The sequence below is a fragment of the Kouleothrix sp. 19917 genome, from assembly GCF_057073505.1.
The window spans coordinates 6,236,581-6,254,213 of sequence record NZ_CP097099.1 but is presented as its reverse complement, the minus strand read 5'-3'; the positions used below and the strand labels follow the sequence as shown (position 1 = coordinate 6,254,213).

14 protein-coding genes are annotated in these 17,633 nt (G+C 63.5%); 7 read left to right on the top strand and 7 right to left on the bottom strand.

Annotation, left to right across the window (positions count from 1 at the left end; translation table 11 throughout):
- Nucleotides 1-1,126 precede the first annotated feature (1,126 nt).
- Nucleotides 1,127-1,690, top strand: coding sequence for a DinB family protein (locus M1P90_RS25305; RefSeq protein WP_483698329.1), 564 nt, complete (start codon nucleotides 1,127-1,129; stop codon nucleotides 1,688-1,690).
- On the opposite strand, the gene M1P90_RS25300 is transcribed toward M1P90_RS25305, so the two are convergent.
- The 4 genes from M1P90_RS25300 to M1P90_RS25285 form a co-directional block, all read right to left on the bottom strand.
- Nucleotides 1,678-2,694, bottom strand: coding sequence for a hypothetical protein (locus M1P90_RS25300; RefSeq protein WP_483698328.1), 1,017 nt, complete (start codon nucleotides 2,692-2,694; stop codon nucleotides 1,678-1,680). The two genes, M1P90_RS25305 and M1P90_RS25300, sit on opposite strands and share 13 nt — an antisense overlap.
- A gap of 27 nt (nucleotides 2,695-2,721) precedes the next feature.
- Nucleotides 2,722-3,321 (bottom strand): TetR/AcrR family transcriptional regulator, encoded by a 600-nt coding sequence (locus tag M1P90_RS25295; RefSeq protein WP_483698327.1) that lies wholly within the window; start codon nucleotides 3,319-3,321, stop codon nucleotides 2,722-2,724.
- A gap of 312 nt (nucleotides 3,322-3,633) precedes the next feature.
- Nucleotides 3,634-4,314 (bottom strand): uracil-DNA glycosylase, encoded by a 681-nt coding sequence (ung, locus tag M1P90_RS25290; RefSeq protein WP_483698326.1) that lies wholly within the window; start codon nucleotides 4,312-4,314, stop codon nucleotides 3,634-3,636.
- Between the two features lie 257 nt (nucleotides 4,315-4,571).
- The gene (locus M1P90_RS25285) at nucleotides 4,572-5,171 is read right to left on the bottom strand and encodes a TetR/AcrR family transcriptional regulator (RefSeq protein ID WP_483698325.1); all 600 of its coding nucleotides are present in this window, start codon (nucleotides 5,169-5,171) and stop codon (nucleotides 4,572-4,574) included.
- A 407-nt stretch (nucleotides 5,172-5,578) separates the two neighbouring features.
- Here M1P90_RS25285 and M1P90_RS25280 point away from each other — a divergent pair, with 407 nt between their 5' ends.
- Nucleotides 5,579-5,941 (top strand): DoxX family protein, encoded by a 363-nt coding sequence (locus M1P90_RS25280; RefSeq protein ID WP_483698324.1) that lies wholly within the window; start codon nucleotides 5,579-5,581, stop codon nucleotides 5,939-5,941.
- Between the two features lie 26 nt (nucleotides 5,942-5,967).
- Nucleotides 5,968-6,378, top strand: coding sequence for a PPOX class F420-dependent oxidoreductase (locus M1P90_RS25275; RefSeq protein ID WP_483698322.1), 411 nt, complete (start codon nucleotides 5,968-5,970; stop codon nucleotides 6,376-6,378).
- A gap of 83 nt (nucleotides 6,379-6,461) precedes the next feature.
- Here M1P90_RS25275 and M1P90_RS25270 read toward each other — a convergent pair whose 3' ends face one another.
- Both M1P90_RS25270 and M1P90_RS25265 read right to left on the bottom strand, forming a co-directional pair.
- The gene (locus M1P90_RS25270) at nucleotides 6,462-7,016 is read right to left on the bottom strand and encodes a DUF3455 domain-containing protein (RefSeq protein ID WP_483698321.1); all 555 of its coding nucleotides are present in this window, start codon (nucleotides 7,014-7,016) and stop codon (nucleotides 6,462-6,464) included.
- Between the two features lie 66 nt (nucleotides 7,017-7,082).
- A complete protein-coding gene (locus tag M1P90_RS25265; RefSeq protein ID WP_483698319.1) occupies nucleotides 7,083-7,679 on the bottom strand; it encodes a GNAT family N-acetyltransferase in 597 nt (198 codons plus the stop codon).
- A 167-nt stretch (nucleotides 7,680-7,846) separates the two neighbouring features.
- On the opposite strand from M1P90_RS25265, the gene M1P90_RS25260 reads away from it, so the two are divergent.
- The 3 genes from M1P90_RS25260 to M1P90_RS25250 all read left to right on the top strand — a co-directional run bounded on the left by M1P90_RS25260 (nucleotide 7,847) and on the right by M1P90_RS25250 (nucleotide 14,166).
- Entirely contained in the window at nucleotides 7,847-11,647 is a 3,801-nt protein-coding gene (locus M1P90_RS25260) for an ATP-binding protein (RefSeq protein ID WP_483698318.1), read from the top strand.
- Between the two features lie 243 nt (nucleotides 11,648-11,890).
- Nucleotides 11,891-13,114, top strand: coding sequence for a chromate efflux transporter (gene chrA, locus M1P90_RS25255; RefSeq protein WP_483698317.1), 1,224 nt, complete (start codon nucleotides 11,891-11,893; stop codon nucleotides 13,112-13,114).
- A 119-nt stretch (nucleotides 13,115-13,233) separates the two neighbouring features.
- Complete coding sequence (locus M1P90_RS25250) at nucleotides 13,234-14,166, top strand: VOC family protein (protein ID WP_483698316.1); 933 nt, start codon at nucleotides 13,234-13,236, stop codon at nucleotides 14,164-14,166.
- A 266-nt stretch (nucleotides 14,167-14,432) separates the two neighbouring features.
- Here M1P90_RS25250 and M1P90_RS25245 read toward each other — a convergent pair whose 3' ends face one another.
- Nucleotides 14,433-14,927, bottom strand: coding sequence for a cupin domain-containing protein (locus tag M1P90_RS25245; protein WP_483698315.1), 495 nt, complete (start codon nucleotides 14,925-14,927; stop codon nucleotides 14,433-14,435).
- A gap of 127 nt (nucleotides 14,928-15,054) precedes the next feature.
- On the opposite strand from M1P90_RS25245, the gene M1P90_RS25240 reads away from it, so the two are divergent.
- Nucleotides 15,055-17,529, top strand: coding sequence for a helix-turn-helix domain-containing protein (locus tag M1P90_RS25240; RefSeq protein WP_483698314.1), 2,475 nt, complete (start codon nucleotides 15,055-15,057; stop codon nucleotides 17,527-17,529).
- Nucleotides 17,530-17,633: the final 104 nt, after the last annotated feature.

Genomic DNA, 17,633 nt, shown 5'->3' with positions numbered 1-17,633 from the left:
TAAGGGCTTTCTTTGTACGCAAGTGTGTCGGTCCTCTGCGCCTCACTACTCTGCCGGGGCGCTGCCCTGGAACCCAAAAAGAACGTGGCACAAGAACGAAATGTTTGTGTGTCATGCCTCCGTTGTGGATGCAGCCAAGGCATCACACGATACAGTGCGTGCCAGCCTGAATGCTTCTATAAACAATGATACGTTCATCGTTTGCTGCCAGCTTTTTGGCACAACGGAGGCATGAGAAGCAATCTTATACTGTGGCGGCCACCTGAAATTCGGGGTTCGGGGCGATAGCCCCGACGCCGGGGTGCAGGGGCGGGCGCCGCCCCTGCGGCCCTGCGGCCTGAGCAAGCTGCACTCTTGGGTTTAGGGTATTGGGTCTGGGGGTTTGGAGGCAGCAACAGGCGCAGTACCAAACCCCAAACCCTAGTCCCCAAACCCCAGCCAGCGGCCTGAGCAAGCTGCACTCTTGGGTTTAGGGTATTGGGTCTGGGGGTTTGGAGGCAGCAACAGGCGCAGTACCAAACCCCAAACCCTAGTCCCCAAACCCCAGCCAGCGGCCTGAGCAAGCTGCGCTCTTGGGTTTAGGGTATTGGGTCTGGGGTTTGGAGGCAGAAACAGGCGCAGCACCAAACCCCAAACCCTAGTCCCCAAACCCCAGCCAGCGGCCTGAGCAAGCTGCACTCTTGGGTTTAGGGTATTGGGTCTGGGGGTTTGGAGGCAGAAACAGGCGCAGCACCAAACCCCAAACCCTAGTCCCCAAACCCCAGCCAGCGGCCTGAGCAAGCTGCACTCTTGGGTTTAGGGTATTGGGTCTGGGGGTTTGGAGGCAGAAACAGGCGCAGCACCAAACCCCAAACCCTAGTCCCCAAACCCCAGCCAGCGGCCTGAGCAAGCTGCACTCTTGGGTTTAGGGTATTGGGTCTGGGGGTTTGGAGGCAGCAACAGGCGCAGTACCAAACCCCAAACCCTAGTCCCCAAACCCCAGCCAGCGGCCTGAGCAAACTGCCTTGAATGTGGCACTGGCTTCACTATCAAAGCATAGCCGTGCCGGCAGGCAATCCTGCGGGCCGAGCAAACTAGCTCGAAGCGCACAATGCCACAGCACAACCCTCGCTGTGAAACCGACAATATGATAGACTATGCCCCAGAGAAAGCCGCACCGGGCGCTAGCAGAAGCGGAAAGGAGCACACCATCGCGAAAGAAACACTCCCCAGCGCCGAGCTTGTCGCCCTGCTTGCCGCCGCGCCCAAGCGCATCGCCGACGCCTGCGCCGGTTTGCCCGCCGCACAAGTGCAGGCCGCGCCCAAAGCCGGCGAATGGTCGGTGAACGAGGTGCTGGCGCACATGCGCGCCTGCGCCGATATGTGGGGCAGCGCGATCGCGGCCATGCTCGCCAGCCAGCACCCGACCATTCGCGCGATCAACCCGCGCGCCTGGATCAAGCGCACCGACTACCCCGCGCAGGAGTTTTTCAGCTCGCTGCGGGCCTTCACCGCGCAGCGCGCCGAGCTGCTGGCCGCGCTGGAATCGCTACCAGCGGCAGATTGGCAGCGCGGCGCAACAGTCACAGGCGCGGGCAAGCCGCTTGAACTCACCGTGCATTCCTATGCCAATCGGCTCGCCCTGCACGAGCGCCCGCACCTCAGGCAGATCGAGCGCATTACACAGCTTTTGCGCGATCAGCGCCCGTAGTGCTCTGCCAGCGCCGCAAACGCGGCCTTCGGCTCCCAGCGCATATCCGGGTAGGTCGTGCCAAAGCGGTCTTCATACACCTTCACCACGCCATACGAACCCATGTCGAGGTCGTCGCGCGGGTTGGCGCGGTGGGGCAGCACATACTGCACAAACGTGAAAACAAACGCGCTGTCGATACCTGCCGCGTCGAAGATCTCCAGCAGCTCGCGGATGTAGGTCGCCTGCTCGGCTTCGTCGCGCACGTAGTCGCCATTTAGCCCGGCCGGCATGGCCGTCTCGGCGTCCCACACCACAATCTCCCCGCTGCGCGAGCTGCGGCTGGCCGCACCACGGTAGGTCGTGCAGCCAAACTCGGTGATTGCAGCCGGCTTGCCCTGCGCAGCCAGCGCGCGCATCGCGTCGGCATAGCGGTCGGCCACCTCGGCGGTGCGGTAGTTGTCGAGCGCGATGACGTCGAAGCGCGCCCAATCCACCTGCTCGAAAGGCATGGCCGCATAGGTGATCGGCCCGCCGAAGCGCGCGCGAACCAGCGGCACGGCGCGGGCGAAAAACGCATTTACACGCGCTGGCACAGCGGGCATGGCCGCACGCAGGCGTGGCAGGTCGGCCAGCAGCTCGACCCGTTCGCCAAGGGTGTCGCCGGGCATATAGCCCCGGTTCAGCAGGCTGATCTCAGCGCCAAGCACCAGCACCAGCGCCGCACCCCGTGCGCGTATGCGCTCGGCGCGCTCGGCGCAATCGGCCAGCAGGTCGAGCATTTCGTCCTCGCTCAGGTCGCATGTGAAGGGCGCGAACCACACCTCCAGCCCAAGCTCGGCGGCAATCTGCGCAGCCGCATCCAGTCGCGCGGCGTCGCCGCCAGTCACGCGCACCGCGTTGCAATGCAAATCGTCACGAATGATCGCCAGTTCGCGGCGCACCTCCGCAAGGTCGAACGGCTCGCGCGAGCTTGCGCCCTTGTTGAAAAAGCCCGTGTCGTAGTTGATGCCTTTGGCGCGCATGGGTGTTTCTTTCTCGCTAGTGTGCGCTTACGGCCTGAGCAAGCGCAGAATGATTTCTGGGCGGGGGCATAGCGCGGCGAAACGTTCGGGCTGGTGCAGGCCAAAGCGTGTCAGCCCGTCGAGACAGGCAGCAATCGCCAGCACAAGCTGGTCGGGGTCGTCGGGGGCGCACTCGCCGCTGGCCTGCGCCGCAACGATCAGCGCGCGCAGCTCGGCCAGAAATGCCGTACGGCGGCTGCGAATCATGGCGGTGATGTCGTCGGGCGGCTGGCCGGAGTTGACGACCTGATCGAGCAGCTGGAAGAACTCGACGTTGTCGCGCCGGTATTCGACCATCTGCGTGACCAGGGCTGCCAGGCGCTGGCCGGGCGTTGAAGATGGCGCGTCGGCGGGGGAAGTTGTGTCGATCTGCGCCTGCGTCAGCGCCTGTTCGACCAGCTCGCGAAAGATTGCGTCTTTGCCGGGAAAGTAGCGGTAGGCCAGCCCCTGGCTGACGCCAGCCGCCTGCGCAATATCGGCCATGGTGGCGGCCTTGCCCTTGTGCGCAAACACGCGCCGGGCGGCGGCGAGAATGTTGCTGCGCTGCGCTTCGGGGGGTATGCGTGTAGGTTGGTCGGGCTGTTGCATGGCTCACTCCGCAAATGAATGAATCGTTCATTCATTTGTGGAGTATATTGTGAAGCTGCTACGTTGTCAACACCTGATGCTCAGCTACGGATGATTGCATGTGGTACTAAAACCGCTTACTGACAGGACTTACGCGGTCCGCATTTTTAGCCTTCGGCAGAGCGGTACTCAACGTTTTCTTATATGCAGTTTTCCGCGCGGAGCGCGGAAAACTGCATATAAAATAATAGAAAGCACCTTGCTGCCGCAGGCGAAAAGCACGCCGTTGGAATGCCAAGTAGCGCAACTGCGTAAGACCTTTCCTGAATACTGTCAGGGCGAAAGCTGCCAGTCGATCGGTGGCTCGCCATAGCGCTCCAGCGCGGCATTGACCTTGGAAAAGGGGCGGCTGCCAAAGAAGCCATTTGCAGCGGAAAGTGGCGAAGGGTGCACCGAGCGGATGATCGTGTGGCGGCGGGTGTCGATCAGTGCCATTTTGCGCTGCGCCGGGCTGCCCCACAGCACAAACACCACCGGCTGCTCGCGCGCGCTCACCAGCTCGATGATGCGGTCGGTGAGCTGCTCCCAGCCGTGGCCCTTGTGCGAATTGGCCACGCCAGCGCGCACCGTCAGCGCCGTGTTCAGCAGCAGCACGCCCTGCTCGGCCCACTCGGCCAGGTAGCCGTGCGGCGCAGGCGCGATGCCCAGGTCGGTTTCAAGCTCGGCGAAGATATTCACCAGCGAGGGCGGCGGGCGCACACCTTTGCGCACCGAGAAGGCCAGCCCATGGGCCTGATTCGGGCCGTGGTAGGGGTCCTGGCCCAGAATCACCACGCGCACGTCGTCGTAGGGTGTAAGCGCCAGCGCGCTAAAGACCTCGGTTTTGGGCGGGTAGACGGTGTAGGAGCGGCGCTCTTCGGCCACAAAGGCGGCGAGGTCGTGCATGTAGGGCTGCTCGAATTCCTCGGCCAGCACGTCGCGCCAGCCTGCGGGCACGGCATTGATCAGCTTCATGGCATCCTCTTCTGGCCAGTCGTCTTGCGCCTGAGATGATACCACGCTAGCGCGCTTTCAGCGCAGGGGTTAGGGGATGGGCAGGGTCATGCCAAAGTCCCAAAATTCATCCACAGGTTACGCAGATTACGCAGATTATAGTTCCCATATCTGTGTAATCTGTGGATAGATCTGGTCCCCAATCCAACTTTGACATGGCCCTGGGGAATAGGGATTGGCGATTGCAATGCAGCTGTTCTTTCCCAATTTCCGCATCGCTAACAAGCCTGCTCCTCGAACGCGCCGATGCTGGCCGCGATCAGCGGCAGCGCCTCGTCCACAAAGGCCTCGGCAGGCTGCGCGCCGGGGCGCTGGCTCCACTCCATTGCCGCGCCATAGATCGCCCAACTGACAATCGTCGTCAGCAGCTCCAGGCGCGGGTGGCTATGCGTGCGGGGCGCGCTGCGCTCGAGCATGGCCGCGCGCACCTGCTCGCGGAGCTGCGCTTTGATCTGCACCTCCGCCAGAGAGTCAAATATGGTGACGCTCTTGTGCTTGCAGTGGTCTTGCAGAAAGGCCAGATAGTCGCACACAGCCAGAAACAATTGCCGGAGCTGATCGACCGCGTTGGTGGCGCGGGTGGACTGGCGCTGCTGCAGCATCTGGGTGAAGCCCATGCGCGTCAGCTCATCGACCAGGGCGTATTTGTCGGTGAAGTGCGCGTAGAAGGTGGCGCGATTGACCGTGGCGCGCGCGGCAATGTCCTGCACGGTGATGTCTTCAAAGTCCTTTTCGGACAGCAGCGCGACAAAGGCATCCACCAGCAGCTTGTGCGTGCGGGTGATGCGCGGGTCGATGCGGGCTTCGGCAGCGATCATGGGCTAACTCCTGGGCGCGTGACAGGTTTGAATGTTGAGTGCTGAGTTTTTAGTGAGCTACGAACCAAGAACCTCAGAACCGAGAACCGAGAACCAAGAACTCAAAACCTCCGTGCCTCTGTGTCTCCGTGGTGAACCCTACAGTCTTCGGTCGTCACCAACTATACCCGACGCGTGCTGCCTAGTCAACAGATATTGCCAAATGCGCTTACACAGCTCCAGAATAGCCAGCCACCGAGATTCCCTGAACATTGAAGCAGGTTAAACGACATTTTACCAGTTTTGTTGCCTAAGCGACAAAGCCGCATATCTGATGGTTGACAGGCGCTACTGGCAACGCGCATACTATTCACAACACTTGTTGCCTAGCCAACAACTATGGCCTAAAAAACAAAAGGAATGGTACCATGAACGTAGCACTCTGGGTTGTCCAAGGGCTTCTCGCGCTGGCCTTTGGAATGGCCGGGTTGATGAAGCTCACCCAGCCAAAAGAGAAACTCGCCGCGCAGATGCCGTGGGTTAACGATTTTGCGCCAAATACGGTGAAGCTGATCGGCGGCCTGGAGCTGCTGGGCGCGATTGGCCTGATTCTGCCGCTGGTCACCGGCATTCTGCCCTGGCTCACGCCCTTGGCGGCGGCGGGCCTGGTGCTAACCATGCTGGGCGCGATGGCAACGCACCTGCGCCGCCACGAAAACCCGATGCTTGTTGTCAATCTGGTATTATTATTGCTGGCTGCCTTTGTGGCCTATGGTCGATTTACTGCATAAACACAGCGAAGGACGTTTCCAAACTTATGACAACACATCCCACAATTCCCGGATCGCACGCCGATCTGCTGGCGGCGGGCGTTGGCATGCTTGCCACGCAGGGCCACGACGGCTTCCCGCAAGTCACCGCGCTGTGGTTTCTCTACGACGACGATGGCCTGGTCAAGCTTTCGCTGAATACCACCCGGCAGAAGACCAAAAACCTCGGGCGGCACGCCGAATGCACCTTTTTCGTGCTCGACCCTGCGAACCCCTACCGCACGCTGGAAATTCGCGCCATCGCCGAGATCGCGCCCGACACCGACTACGTTTTCGCCAGCAAGCTCGGCGCGAAATATGGCGGCGCAGACCTGCGCGCAATGGACGGGCCGGATGAAAGCCGCGTGGTGGTGACCCTGCGCCCGGTGAAAGTGAATATCTGGCCGGCGGCTGGCTAGCTTTAGCGCGATCTGACAGCAAAGGCGCGAAGGGCCACAAAATCGTGGCCCTTCGCGCCTTTGCGTTCCAGTCGTCGGTGCTATTACGGCGCCGCGTAAAAGAAATAATCGGCGGTGTAGGGCACGCTGCGCATCATGCCGGGCTTGCATGCGCCGCTTGGGCTGGCGCCGCCGCTGGTGTTCAGGCGCTGAATGTGCGTGACCGGCGAGAACTCGCCCGCGCCGCTATGCTCCACCACGGCCAGCAACAGCCACGGAATGCTGTTTGGGTCGGGGCTGGGCACGCCGTCGACACGCGCGCCACGCACTGCGCTGCCGTCGCGAATGGATTCCCACCACGGGCCGGCCGCCCGGTCGCGGTCGATCCCGCCGTAGTGAAAGCCATCGGCCCTATTGCTCTTGGGGTTGAACAGGATGGCACGCGGCGCATGCAGCGCCCACGCGCTATTCACACACGCATACACCTGCACACCGCGCGCATGGCGGCTGAATAAGAGCGCAGAGCCAGCCGGCACCGCGATTTTGCTGGGCACGGCGGGCGGCTCGGCAGCGGCCGCGAATGGCACCATCAGCGCCTGGGCCAGCAGCAGCATCGCAACGATCACGATCCTGGCCGGGAGCGAACGAACGCTTTTCATGAGAAGCCTTTCTTTCCTTTTGTACGTTAGGCGCTGTGCACGCCTGCCTGTGCGAATAACGAATGGTTATGCGGCGAGCTTGTACGCAGCAGAGGCGACACTCGCTTCTTTCGCATGATCCAGCAGCGCGATGCGCATGGTGGTTTCGCCATACGACGTTGAGGAGGTGTACGGCAGCCCCAGGCTGGTGATCAGGCGACGCATGCCGAAGTTCTCGGCAAACATTGCAGTGTCGAGGTGGCTGATGCCCTGGCCGCGCGCGATGTCGATCAATCGCCGGCACAGGCGCGTCGCCACACCCTGCTGCTGCATGTCGTCGCGCACCAGAAACGCGATCTCCGCCCCGCCACCCAGCCGCGTGTCGCGCACCATTTCGGCAACAGCAATGAACTCTTCAAAGCCATTGTGCCAGGTCGTCGCCAGCAGCGTTGTTTGTTCCGGCGACGCAGTTTGCGCCATGCGCTGGGCTTCGAGCCAGAGCATTTCGGTATGGAACTGCCCCGAGCGCATGTAGCGCAGCTGAAGCGCGCGCTCGGATGCCTGGCTCAGCAGTGTATAAATCAGCACTGCATCGTTTGGGTTAGCCTGGTGCATGCGCACAAACGCGCCGTGCCGGGTACGAAAGACGGGCGGCTGTGAGGTGAACTGTTGCCCCTGCGTCATCGGTTTTCCTCTCTATAGCCAGCGATAGTGCATCGCACTGATTGATCGCTAGTGTAAGATGACCCTGTCCCCTGCGTGTCGCCTGGCGCGTCCAACAGATGTCGTTCTTAAGAAGGTTGCCGAAATGGCGAAAATTCCCTACGATTGCGGCACAACAGGAGTGCATCATGGCGCGTCTGAATGTGTTCGTTCTCGGCCAGCCCCGCCTGGAACGCGACGGCCGGCCGCTTGAGATCAATCTGCGCAAGGCGCTCGCGCTGCTTGCCTACCTTGCGGTGAGCGGTCGCGTGTATAGCCGCGATGCGCTTGCGACCATGCTGTGGCCCGAAAGCGATCAGCGCGAGGGCCGCACGCGCCTGCGCCGCACGCTGCACCGGCTCACCCAGGCCATTGGCGAGGGCATAATCGAAAGCGCTGGCGAAACGCTGCGCATCGCGCCCGGCGCCGACATCTGGCTCGACAGCGCCGCGTTTCGCCAGCACGCCACCGCTGGCCTGGCCGCCACCGCCGACGACGACCAAACTGCCCGCATTGCGCGCCTGCGCGCCGCCGCCGACCTGTATGCCGACGACATGCTGGAAGGCTTTACGCTGCCCGACAGCCCGGCCTTTGATGAGTGGCAGTTTTTCCAGCGCGAAAGCCTGCGCCAGCTCTACGGCCAGGTGCTCGAGCAGCTTATTCAGGCGTATCGCGCGCAGCAGGAATGGGAAGCGGCGATTTTGGTCGGGCGGCGCTGGGTGGCGCTCGACGCGCTCCACGAGCCGGCGCACCGCACGCTGATGCGTTTGTATGCCTGGGCCGGGCAGCACGCCGCCGCGCTGCGGCAGTATCAGGAATGCACGCGCATTCTCGAGGCCGAGCTGGGCGCCAGCCCCGAGGAAGAAACAACTGCGCTGCATGCCAGCATTCGTGCCCGCCAGTTTGCCGCGCCAGCCCCCGCCGCGAGCGCCCTCCCACCCGCTGCTGCGCCACCGCCGCCCACACCTGCACCCGAAATCGAGCGCGCGCCAGCCACGAATCCGCCGCAGCCCGCCGACACCGGGGCGCTGCGCTATGTCGCCCGCGAGCAGGAGCTCGACCGCCTGCACGGTTTGCTCGACGCTGCCGTGGCCGGGCGCAACGGCGTGCTTTTTGTGGTGGGCGACGCCGGGCAGGGCAAGAGCGCGCTGCTCCACGCCTTTGCGAGGCAGGCCCAGCAGGCGCATCCCGATCTTCTCGTGGCCTGGGGCAGTTGCAACGCCTACACCGGCCACGGCGACCCATACCTGCCATTTCGCGAAATTCTTGAACTGCTGACCGGCAATGTTGAAGCGCGCAACGCCGCAGCCGACCTGCCGGGCGGGCCATCCGAGCGATTGCGCGACTTGCTGCCCGCCGCTACCCAAGCCCTGCTCGAAGCTGGCCCCGATCTGGTGGGAACCTTTGTTTCGGCCCCGCGCCTGCTTGAGCGCGCCACGCGCACGGCCGCAGCGGCGCAGTTCGTGCCCGAGCTGCACGCGCTCGCCGAGCGCCGGGCCAGCGCGCCGGGCGGCCAGCAGCAGCAAGACCTGTTCGACCAGTATGCGCGCGTGCTGCAGGCGCTGGCCCGCCACGCGCCGCTGCTGCTGCTGCTCGACGACCTCCAGTGGGCCGACCCAGGCTCAAGCGATTTGCTCTTGCACCTTGGGCGGCGGCTGCGCGGGCAGCGCGTGCTGATTGTGGGCGCGTACCGCCCCGCCGAGGTTGCGATCGGTCGCGACGGGCAGCGCCACCCGCTCCAGCGCGTGCTGAACGAGCTGCGGCGCGATTTCGGCGAGATCGTGCTGGACCTGAGCCGCGCCGAAGGGCGGGCGTTTGTCGATGCGCTGATCGACACCGAGCCAAACCAGCTCGACGAAGCGTTTCGCGCCGCGCTGTACCAGCAAACTGCCGGCCACCCGCTGTTCACAATCGAATTGCTGCGCGACCTGCAAGAGCATGGCATGCTGGCGCGCAACGCCGCCGGGCTGTGGGAAGCGCTGCCCGAGCTGGTGTGGAGCAGCCTGCCCGCGCGCGTGGAAGGCGCGATTGGCGAGCGCGTTGGGCGGCTGGATGCGCGGCTGCGCGAGCTGCTGCAAGTTGCGAGCGTCGAGGGCGAAGAGTTCACCGCCGAGGTGCTTGCGCGCGCGCTTGGCACCAATGAGCACGACATTGTGCGCCAGATCAGCCGCGAGCTCGACCAGACGCACCGGCTGGTGCAGGCGCTGGGCGTGCGGCGCGACGGCGATCTGCGGCTTTCGCGCTACCGTTTCCAGCACATCCTGATTCAGCGCTACCTCTACAACACACTCGACGAGATCGAGCGCGTCTACCAGCACGAAACCGTTGGGCACGCGCTCGAATCGCTCTATGGCGAGCGCGCCACCGAAATTGCTGGTTCGCTGGCCTGGCATTTCGGCGCGGCGCAGCTGCCCGCGCAGGCCGCCGCCTACTATCTGGAAGCTGGCAACCAGGCGCGCCGGGCGGCGGCGCTGGTGGAAGCAGTGCATTTCTACGCGGTGGCGCTCGCAGCCTGGCCGCAGGCCGATCTCCGCGGGCGGGCTGGCGCGACGCGCATGCTTGGCGAATGCCAGTGGCAGCGCGGGCATCTGGAAGAAGCGCGCGCGCAGATCGAAGCGGCATACGCGCTGTATGAAAAGCTGGGCAATCTGGAAGGCGCTGGCGCGATGCAACGCCTGCTGGGCCGCTTGTTCTGGGAAATGGGCCAGCGCGAGCGTTCGCTGGACCATTACCAGCGCGCCCTGGCGCTGCTGGAGCAGTGCCCCACAAGCGTCGAGCTGGCCTGGGCCGTTAGTTCGATCTCGCAGATGCACATGCTCGCCTCGGAAAACGACGAAGCGATCGCCTGGGGGCGGCGCGCGCTGAGCGTGGCCGAGCAGTTAGGCGCGGAGGAAGTTGCGGTCCACGCCCTGGCGAATATCGGATCGGCCTGCTTTGGCGCTGGCGATGCCGAGCAGGGCCGCGCCATGCTGCGGCGCAGTTGGCAGCGCTCAGTTGAGCTTATTCTGCCTAACGACGCGTGCCGGGCGGCCAACAACCTGGGCGTCAGCCTGGCCTACTACGGCATGCCCGACGAGGCGCGCGCGGTGTTCACCGACATGCACGCCTACGCGATGCGCCATTATATGTACCTGAATGCCGGCCTTGCACTGCTTTCGCTCACCAAGCTGGATTGGCTCTGCGGCTGCTGGGAAAGCGCCCTGATGCGCTACGAAGAGCTGGTCGCGTGGATCGGGCAGGGCCAGTCGAGCGGCTACCTGGAACTGCTGGCCGATATTGCGTTTGCATGGATGTGCAACGACCTGGGCCTCACCGGGCAGGCGGGCGAGATGCTGGAAAAAGCGCAGAGCCTGGTGGCGAACCGCGCCGAGCTGCACACCACCGGGCCGCACCTCGCCCAGCAGATCCGCACCTTCGCGGCGCTTGGGCAGGCCGAACAGGCCACCAGCGCGGCACGCCAGTTTGTTGCGCTGTGCGGCCAGCATGTGTATTGGGACACGCAGATGTCGCACCTGGTGGTGTGCCGCTGGCTGGCCGGGCGCGCAGACGCGATGGAGCCGGATGTATGCGCCAGCCTCGCGCAGATCGAGCGCGCCGACGCCCAGTTTCACGCGCCGGCTACTGCCGCCGGCCTGAGCGAAGCGCGTGGGATTGTCGCGTGGGGCGAGGGCGATATGGCACGCGCCGTGGAACACTTGCAGCAGGCGGCGGCGCAATGGCAGGCGATTGGCTACCCGTTCCACCAGGCGCAGGCGCTGGTTGCGCTTGGGCAGGCCCTCGCCCACGCGGGCGACGCGGGCGCGGCGCAGGCGGCATTTGCGCAGGCGACCGTGCTGCTGGAAGGGCTGGTTGCCGAGCTTGAGAATGGGGAGATGCGCGCAGCATTTCTGGCTTTGGGGCTAGTGCAAAGCGCGCTGGCCGCCGCGGATGTGCAGCCAATTACGCTCTGATACGCGCAAAATTATATTGCTCTGCACACCGACGCAGCGCTAGCCTTGTGCTCGCCTTGCGTCGGTTTCGATTTGCGTAAGCACGCGGCTGCCGTTACACTCCCTAATGCGCTTTCCGCGCAGGGGATAAGGGATAGCGGATAGGTTTTGGTGATTACAATGCGGAAATTTTTTCAGACTTCCTCATAACTTTCCTGATAATTCGCTACAGCCGAGAGCAAAACGGCGGAGAAACAAACGACTATGCATGAAACGGCCATTGCCGCCGAGCAGCCGCCACGCGAATCGTACCGGCGGCTGTTCCTGCGTTTTCTGCGCTTTGGGCTGCTGGCCTGGGGCGGCCCGGTCGCGCAGATCGCCATGATCCGCCAGGAGCTGGTAGACGAAGAGCGCTGGGTCTCGAACGAGCGCTTCAACCGCGTGCTGGCGGTGTATCAGGTGCTGCCCGGCCCGGAAGCGCACGAGCTGTGCGTGTACTTTGGCTACCTGGCTGGCGGGCGCGTCGGCGGCTTTCTGGCTGGCCTGGGCTTTATGCTGCCGGGCTTCGTGCTGATGTTCGCCTTGTCGTGGTTTTATTTCACCTACGGCATCAGCTCGGCGCTGTTTCAGGGCGTGTTTTTTGGCTTTCAGGCCGCCGTCGTCGCGCTGATCATTCGCGCCATCCATCGCATTGGCGCGCACGCGCTCGTCGACCGCTGGCTGCTTGCGATTGCGCTGGCGGCGGGCATTGGCAGCACGTTGGGCGTACATTTTGCGATCACGCTGCTGGTGGCGGGCGCGGCCTATGTGTGCTCCAGGCGCGGCTGGCGTGCAGCCGCCATTGCACTGGAAATTGCTTTTCTGGTCGGCGCGGCGCTGTTCTTCTTCAGTGGCGCAGGCGCGCCTGTGGCGGCGGCAGCAGCAGCGCGCAGTGCCACCGCGCCGGGAACAACCTCGACGCTGGGCTTGCTGGTTTCGGGGCTGCGCGCCGGCCTGCTGACCTTTGGCGGCGCGTACACGGCCATCCCTTTCTTGCAGAACGACGCTGTGGTGGCTGGCGGGTGGATGAGCAACCAGCAGTTCCTCGACGGCATCGCGCTGTCGGGCATTCTGCCGGCCCCGCTGATCATCTTTTCGACATTTGTTGGCTACGCGGGCGGCGGCGCACTCGGCGCGCTGGCGATCACGTTCGGCATTTTCCTGCCCGCCTTTGCGTTCACGCTGGTCGGGCACGACTACCTTGAGCGGCTGATTTCCATGCCGGGCGTGCACACCTTTCTCGACGGTGTGACGGCGGGCGTGGTGGGGCTGATCGCGGCGGTGGCGCTCGATATTGCGCGCGCCACGCTCACAAGCTGGCAGGCGGCGCTGATTTTTGGCGTGGCGCTGCTGGCAGTGTACACCTGGAAGGCGAAAACCGCCGTCGCCGGGATTGTGCTGGGCGCGGGCCTGCTTGGGCTGCTGCTGAGGTATGCGTTTGGCGCGTAGTGGGCAGCACAGCCCGCCGCGCTGCGATATAATGATGCCAGGAGTCAGGAGGCAGGAGTCAGAGGCCAGGAATCAGGGGCCAGTAGTTTACTTTCAGCAGCATTCAAGGGCATAGAACAATGATCAGCGATATTCAATCCACCGAAACCATTCCGTTCCGCATCCCGTCCACCACGCGCATCGGCCACGTTCACCTCACCGTCGCGAGCCTGGAGCGGCAGATCGCCTTTTACACGCAGGTACTCGGCTTCACGCTGCACTGGCGCGACGGTGCGGAAGCCGCACTTGGCACGGCCGCCGAGGTGCTGCTGCGCCTGAGCGAGAACCCGGCTGCGCGGCGCGTGCAGCGCGCCACGGGCATGTACCACTTCGCCATTCTCTACCCCAGCCGCAAAGAGCTGGCGCGCGCGATTGCGCGGCTGTTTGCGCTGCGCTACCCCAATTCGCCCACCGACCATGGCGTTTCGAAAACGACCTACCTGGATGATCTTGAAGGCAATACAATCGAGCTGTATGTGCGCTCGCTCGACGACGCCGTGTTTGAGGTACACAACGGCCAGATGCGCGTGCGCTACGCCGACGGGCGCGTGGGCAGCGGGCGCGACCCGCTCGATGTCGAGGCGCTGTTTGCCGAGCTGGACGAAAGCGACCAGCTTGATACGCCCTTGCCCGAAGGCATGCGCATCGGGCATATGCACCTGTACGCGGCGGGCCTCGACAGCTCGATGCGTTTTTACGCGGGCGTGCTTGGCTTCGAGCAAGGGCCGATGTTCAGCGCGTTTCGCATGGGCGAAGTCGGCCTGGATGCGCAGCAGCCGCATGTCGTGGCGTTCAACACCTGGAAGGGCGAAAATATCCCGCCAGCGCCCGCCGATGCCCTTGGAATGCGCTACTTCACGCTGGTGCTGCCGAGCGCCGCCGACATCGAGCGGCTGGTGGAGCGCGCGCAGGCGGCGGGCATTGCGGCCGAGCGCAGCGCCGATGGCGTGGTGCTGCGCGATCCCTCGCAGCTCATGCTTATTCTGACCGACCGAATGCCTGCGCTGGGGTAGCGCTCGCGCTGAGTATTCGGCACGAACAAGGCGGCGACCAGTAATCAGGGTCATGTCAAGGTTGGAATGGGAACGCCATCAATCCGCAGATTACGCAGATTACGCAGATAGATGTCTCTCATCTGCGTAATCTGCGGATAAATTTTTGGGACTTTGATGAGGGCCAGTGAATTATCAATAAAGCGATGCGGAAATCATGGAAGAACGTCTGCATTGCAGTCACCACCCCCTATTCCCCATCCCCTAATCCCTGCGCCGAAAGCGCACTAGGGTTGTACAAAGCTCACGTTATGCCTTGCACAGATCTCCATCACACGCTGCATATCGGGCACCTCGGAAAATTGTGGTGGGTTGGCAGGGTCGGTGACTGGCACCCCCAGCTCGAGCAGGAAGCGATCAAAGCCACCCGGAACCTGCACGCTCATGAAACGACCGGGCGTTGCGCCAACGTTGCGATAGTTATGCGGGGCCATTCCCGGGACATTGACCACATCGCCGGCATGCACCACTTCGCTGGCCGGGCTGCCGTCGCGCAGCGTGTCGATGGCGAACTCGCCTTCAAGGATGTAAAACGTTTCCTGCTGCGGGTGGGTGTGCAATCCGGGCGGCCCGCCGCCGGGCGGCACAATTACCTCCAGCACGGTATACGCCTCGTCGGTATCCGCGCTGCTGGCCTTGATCCGAAACTGGTCGGTCATCGACTGGTAGAGTGTGTCCTCACCGTCGCGAACCGCACGCAGTTGCCGCTCCTGAATGGTCATGGTATTGTACTCCTTGCATTCTTACCGAAGCCACACGAGCAGCATAGCAGCAAACACCCGCACACAGGTGACATGATGTGACCAATGCATGTGATCGAGTTGGTGTGCGGCTTACATGGGCAAGCTTATGGATCGTGCATCGCGCCCTGCCTCGCTGCCGACACTGACAACATTTGGCGAAGCGTTGCGCTATGCGCGCCGCGCTGCCCGGCTGACCCAGAGCGACCTCGGTATTGCGGTAGGCTACAGCCGCGAGCAGATCAACCGCCTGGAAAACGGCCAGCGATTGCCCGATCTGCATGTCGTTAGCTCGCTTTTTGTGGAAGCGCTCGGGCTTGAACGCAACCCGGCCCTTGCCGAACAGCTCATTGCGCTGGCCAGTGCTACCACGCGCCCTGCCAGCCAGGAGAATCCTGGCACTCCAAGCGAGCAGAACGATGCCTCCGACCTGTTCGCGCATCACGCGCTTGCACTAACGCATTTCATTGGTCGCGCCGACGAAGTGCGCGAGGGTTTGCACCTGCTCGAACAAACGCGCCTGCTGGTGCTGGTTGGCGCAGGCGGCATGGGCAAAACACGCCTGGCCTACGAGCTTGCCGCGCGCGTGGCTTCCCACGGCGACAAGCGCGTGCTGATTGCCGAGCTGGCCCAACTCAGCGATCCACCGCGCCTGAGCGAAACAATCGCGGCCGCCCTCGGTCTGCTGCACGTCAGCGACCGGGCTGCAGAGCGTGTGCTGATCGACCATCTGCGCCCACACCACACGCTGCTGGTGCTCGACAATTGCGAGCATCTGCTAATGGCCTGCGCGCATCTGGCAGAAACTCTGCTGCGGGCCTGCCCCCACCTCCAGATTCTGGCAACCAGCCGCGAAGCCTTCGGCACCCTGAGCGCGCTGACGTGGCGCGTGCCTGCCCTGAGCGACGATGATGCGCTGCAACTATTTGCCAACCGCGCCCGCCACGCCCGGCATGATTTTGTTCTTACTCCGCATAATGCACCAGTCGTTGCGGCTATCTGCGCCCACCTCGACAGCATGCCACTCGCGATCGAGCTGGCGGCAGCGCGCGTGCGGGCCTTATCGGTTGAGCAAATCGCCGAACGTCTGACTGATCGGCTGAATTTGCTGACCAGCGCGCGCACCACCGCAGCGCCGCGCCAGCAAACCCTGCGCGCCACAATCGACTGGAGCTACGCCCTGCTCAATGACGACGAGCGAGCACTATTGCGCGCTCTGTCGGTCTTTTCGGGCGGCTGGACGCTCGAAGCAGCCGAGGCAATTGTCGCCGGGCGCGTACCCCAGCACAGCAATGCGGCTGTCTGCCTGGATCTCCTGACATCGCTGGTCGATAAATCGCTGGTTGTGGTCGAGGAGCGCGCGGAGGAAACGCGCTACAAGCTGCTGGAGACGATCCGCGACTACGCGCACGAGAAACTGCGCCTGGCTGAAGAAGAACCGGCGGCGCACGACACACACCTGAGCTGGCTCACCGATCTGCTTCAGCACGCCGAGCCACAGCTGCGCACAGCGGAACAGCGGCACTGGTATGCGCGCTACGAAGCCGAGCGCGAGAATATCCGCTCCGCCCTCGCCTGGGCGATCAAACGCGAAGACAAGCAGCAGGGAGTTCGGCTGATCGCCGGCATGTGGTTCTATTGGTTCTGGCGCGGGCACTGGGCCGAAGGCACCCAATGGGCGCGCAGCGTCTTTGCGCTTCCCGGCGATGCCGACCCGCTCTGGTATTCGCGGGCGCTGGTGGGGGTGTCGAGCCTGCCGGGGCGCATGGGCGATTTTGCGACGTTCAGCGCATGGCTCAGGCAAGGGTGGCCCATGAGCGACGCGCTCAACGACACGGCGACCATGGCCTGGGCGCGCATTTCAGGCAGCTACCTCGAACAAGAGCCAGCAGCAGCGATTGCGATGAACGAAGACGCCTTGCGGCTGGCGCGCCTGGCTGGCGACCATTGGAACGCTGGCAACATTCTCTACAACCTGGGCGACCGTTTTCGCGGCGCTGGCGATATGGCACGTGCAGAGCAGCTATACCGTGAGAGCGTCGTGGCATTTCGCTCGTCAGGCGACCAGGATATCATCGCTTTCCCAATCGGCAACCTCGGGCGTATCGCGTTTGCGCGTGGCGACGATGCGGCGGCCCAGGCGGCATTTGAGGAAAGCATCGCGATCACGAGCGCTGCCAATAATCGCTCGGCCGCCGCCGACTGGCATGTGCAGCTCGCGCGCGTGGCCTTGCGCCGGGGCGACTACGCGCAGGCACAGGCATCGATGGCGCTGTGCGTGCAGACCTTTCTGGATGTGTGGAACATGGAGGCGCTTGCGGACACGCTGGCGATAGCAGCCGACCTGGCATGGTTGAGCGATGATGCGGCGCGCGCTGCAACACTACTTGGGACGGCAAAGCAGATCTACAGCGAGTTTCACTTCCGCCGCGACCTTCTTGAAGGCTCGCACGCCGACTATCTGCAACAGTGTATCGATACCGTGCGAGCTGGCCTGGGCGAGGCCGCATTTGCGGGCGCATTTGCGGCTGGTCAACTGCTTGGGGTGCGCGACGCGGCGACCTTGGCCGTGAAGCAAGGTTGATAGTGTAGCAGTTGGCAGGAGGCAGTTGCATTTTCCGCGCCAGAAAGCGTTTCTCGTCGGTGGCATATGAAAACACAGAAGCCAAAAGCTCGGTGGCCTCCGTG

What these genes read in the sequence shown, in the direction of transcription:
- M1P90_RS25275 (WP_483698322.1), top strand. Translation starts at nt 5,968, where the DNA reads ATGACAACACATCCCACAATTCCCGGATCGCACGCCGATCTGCTGGCG.
- M1P90_RS25250 (WP_483698316.1), top strand. Translation starts at nt 13,234, where the DNA reads ATGATCAGCGATATTCAATCCACCGAAACCATTCCGTTCCGCATCCCG.
- chrA (WP_483698317.1), top strand. Translation starts at nt 11,891, where the DNA reads ATGCATGAAACGGCCATTGCCGCCGAGCAGCCGCCACGCGAATCGTAC.
- M1P90_RS25240 (WP_483698314.1), top strand. Translation starts at nt 15,055, where the DNA reads ATGGATCGTGCATCGCGCCCTGCCTCGCTGCCGACACTGACAACATTT.
- M1P90_RS25295 (WP_483698327.1), bottom strand. Translation starts at nt 3,321, where the DNA reads ATGCAACAGCCCGACCAACCTACACGCATACCCCCCGAAGCGCAGCGC.
- M1P90_RS25265 (WP_483698319.1), bottom strand. Translation starts at nt 7,679, where the DNA reads ATGACGCAGGGGCAACAGTTCACCTCACAGCCGCCCGTCTTTCGTACC.
- ung (WP_483698326.1), bottom strand. Translation starts at nt 4,314, where the DNA reads ATGAAGCTGATCAATGCCGTGCCCGCAGGCTGGCGCGACGTGCTGGCC.
- M1P90_RS25285 (WP_483698325.1), bottom strand. Translation starts at nt 5,171, where the DNA reads ATGATCGCTGCCGAAGCCCGCATCGACCCGCGCATCACCCGCACGCAC.
- M1P90_RS25280 (WP_483698324.1), top strand. Translation starts at nt 5,579, where the DNA reads ATGAACGTAGCACTCTGGGTTGTCCAAGGGCTTCTCGCGCTGGCCTTT.
- M1P90_RS25300 (WP_483698328.1), bottom strand. Translation starts at nt 2,694, where the DNA reads ATGCGCGCCAAAGGCATCAACTACGACACGGGCTTTTTCAACAAGGGC.
- M1P90_RS25305 (WP_483698329.1), top strand. Translation starts at nt 1,127, where the DNA reads ATGATAGACTATGCCCCAGAGAAAGCCGCACCGGGCGCTAGCAGAAGC.
- M1P90_RS25270 (WP_483698321.1), bottom strand. Translation starts at nt 7,016, where the DNA reads ATGAAAAGCGTTCGTTCGCTCCCGGCCAGGATCGTGATCGTTGCGATG.
- M1P90_RS25260 (WP_483698318.1), top strand. Translation starts at nt 7,847, where the DNA reads ATGGCGCGTCTGAATGTGTTCGTTCTCGGCCAGCCCCGCCTGGAACGC.
- M1P90_RS25245 (WP_483698315.1), bottom strand. Translation starts at nt 14,927, where the DNA reads ATGACCATTCAGGAGCGGCAACTGCGTGCGGTTCGCGACGGTGAGGAC.